Below are 2,094 nucleotides of genomic sequence, written 5' to 3' on the forward strand. Positions count from 1 at the left end.
CGGAGCGGGGGCCGGCTCGGGTGCCGGCTCGGGTGCCGGCGGGGGTGCCGGCGCCTCACCCGGCGTGACGGGTCCCATCCACGCCCCGAGCTCCTCGCGCGTCCCGGCGAAGACGTTGAGGTCCACGGGGCCGGCGAAGCCCGGCACCTCGCCGGTCTCCGAGTTCTGCCAGAACAGCCACTCGCTCCAGCCACCGATCACGGGGAGCGTGGGCTCCGGCACCCCGTATTCGGCCAGCCACAGCGGGTACTCGGAGAACCGGGTGGTGTTGGCCATCCGGTCGATCCAGAAGAAGCGGTACGTGTAGATGATCGGGGTCCGCCCGGTGAGGTGCTGGAGTTCGGTGAGGAAGACGTGCGTCCACTCGATCAGCTCCTCCGGGTTCTTGCCCTCGTCGGTCTCGATGTCGAGCACCGGCGGCAGCTGGGCGCCTCCCACGGACTGCAGGCGGGTGGCGAAGGCGCGGGCCTGGACCGCGGGATCCATCGCGGGGCGGGCCTTGTGGTAGCTGCCCACGGCCATGCCGGATGCCCGGGCCTGCTCGACGTCGGCCTCGTAGTAGCGGTTCGCGGGGCCGGTGCCCTCGGTGGCCTTGATAAAGGCGAAGGACTGGCCGGACGCGGCGGCCGCGTGCCAGTCGACCGGCGCGCCGTGCGGGTGTTGCCAGCTCGAGGAGTCGACGCCGCGGGCCAGGCCGTCGAAGACGGGGGAGAGGGGGATGACGGCGTCGGCCCGGGGGGATATGACGACGACGAGGAGTCCGAGAGCCAGGGCCGCCGCGGAGGCGAGGGCCACGAGAAGGCGGGGGAGAAGGGCACGGCGGGCTGGCTGACCGGCTGGTGTCATGGGGTGAGTATCAATTAGTAACACCTGTCACACAAGCAACTCGCGCAACTTCGCGGGGATTTCTTCGTCCAGCACCGGCGCGACGGGGGTGGCGTGGGTCACGGATCCGTCACAACCGGTAACACGCTGTCCCACTGGTGCGATCAGGTCTTTTCCCACCTCTATTGTTGGAGTCGCCCCACCGTTCCAGTCGGGAGTCCCCTCGTGTCCGATGCAGTAGATTGTTCGACCCCTCGCTACCGTCACGACCTCGTCGCCGAAGTCGACGGTCCGGCCGATGACGCGGTTCTCGAGGTGTCCGTGGTCGAGAAGGCGGTGCTCGACGAGAACGGTGCCGGGCGCGGGGTGCCCGAGCTCGTCCTGCGGACGGGTGTCGACGGCATCGCGCTCACGGATCGCGACCAGGTTCTCCGTCTCCAGGCAGTGATCAACCGGGCCGTCAACCAGTGGCGCGACGCCGCCTCGCACCTGCCCTGAGCGCTCGCTCGATCCCGCCTACTCGACCCTGATCCCCGCTTCGCCGATCAGTGCCAGTCCGACCCCGACGACCTGCTCCGGCGAGATGATCGCCCCCCGGAGCGCGGACGCCCCCCGCACGTCCTCCAACTCGGCACCCCTCAGGTCCACCGCGGTGAACGTGGCCCGGTCGAGGCTCGCGCCCCGCAGGTCGGCGCCGTCCGTCGACAGGTCCGCCACCCGCGCCTCCAGCAGGTCCGCCTGCCTGCAGCGGGTGGCGGACAGGCGCACCCTCTGGAGCCGGGCCATCCGCAGGTTGATCATGTCGGCGTGGCAGTCCTCGAAGGACACGTCGGTCAGTCTGGCGTCGGACAGGACCAGGCCGGTGAGCCGGCACCCGGTGAATCTGACCCGGGTGAACGTGGCCCCGTCGGCGACCATCCCGGACAGGTCGCAGCCGCTGACCACGACGTCGGTGAGTCGGAGCGAGTCGGCCCTGGCGCTGCTCAGTCTGATGCCCTCCAGTGTCGACTCACGGATCTCCGCGCCGCCGATCAGCGCCGCGCCCTCGTCGGGGGAGGGGGCGTCGGAGGCGGTGGCCCACACGCCGTCCCACAGTCCGTCCGGTTCGAGTTCGGACCGCGGCGGCTGGAGCTGCTCCCGCCGCGGCAGTGACGGGGCGGCGGGCGGTCGGGGTGAGCCGGATCGGCGTCTGAGCGGTGGGGGCACGGGCGCCAGCCTAGGTGCGGGGTCCGTCAGTCCAGGTCGCAGAGGCGGGCGAACTGCCCCCAC

At 71.1% G+C, this 2,094-nt stretch carries 3 protein-coding genes; 1 reads left to right on the top strand and 2 read right to left on the bottom strand.

The annotated features are described in order from the left end of the window. On the bottom strand, positions 1-846 hold an 846-nt coding region (locus tag G6028_RS14870), incomplete at its 3' end, for a glycoside hydrolase family 25 protein (protein WP_182659336.1). Positions 847-1,050: 204 nt separating this feature from the next. On the opposite strand from G6028_RS14870, the gene G6028_RS14875 reads away from it, so the two are divergent. Next, positions 1,051-1,323, top strand: coding sequence for a hypothetical protein (locus G6028_RS14875; RefSeq protein ID WP_179523592.1), 273 nt, complete (start codon positions 1,051-1,053; stop codon positions 1,321-1,323). Between the two features lie 18 nt (positions 1,324-1,341). Here the strand turns inward: G6028_RS14875 and G6028_RS14880 are convergent, their stop codons facing one another. Next, positions 1,342-2,031 carry a pentapeptide repeat-containing protein gene (locus tag G6028_RS14880; RefSeq protein ID WP_182659337.1) on the bottom strand — a complete coding sequence of 230 codons (690 nt, stop codon included), beginning with the start codon at positions 2,029-2,031 and terminating at the stop codon, positions 1,342-1,344. Positions 2,032-2,094 lie beyond the last annotated feature (63 nt).

The organism is Dietzia cercidiphylli, from assembly GCF_014145145.1.
Classification (GTDB): domain Bacteria; phylum Actinomycetota; class Actinomycetes; order Mycobacteriales; family Mycobacteriaceae; genus Dietzia; species Dietzia natronolimnaea.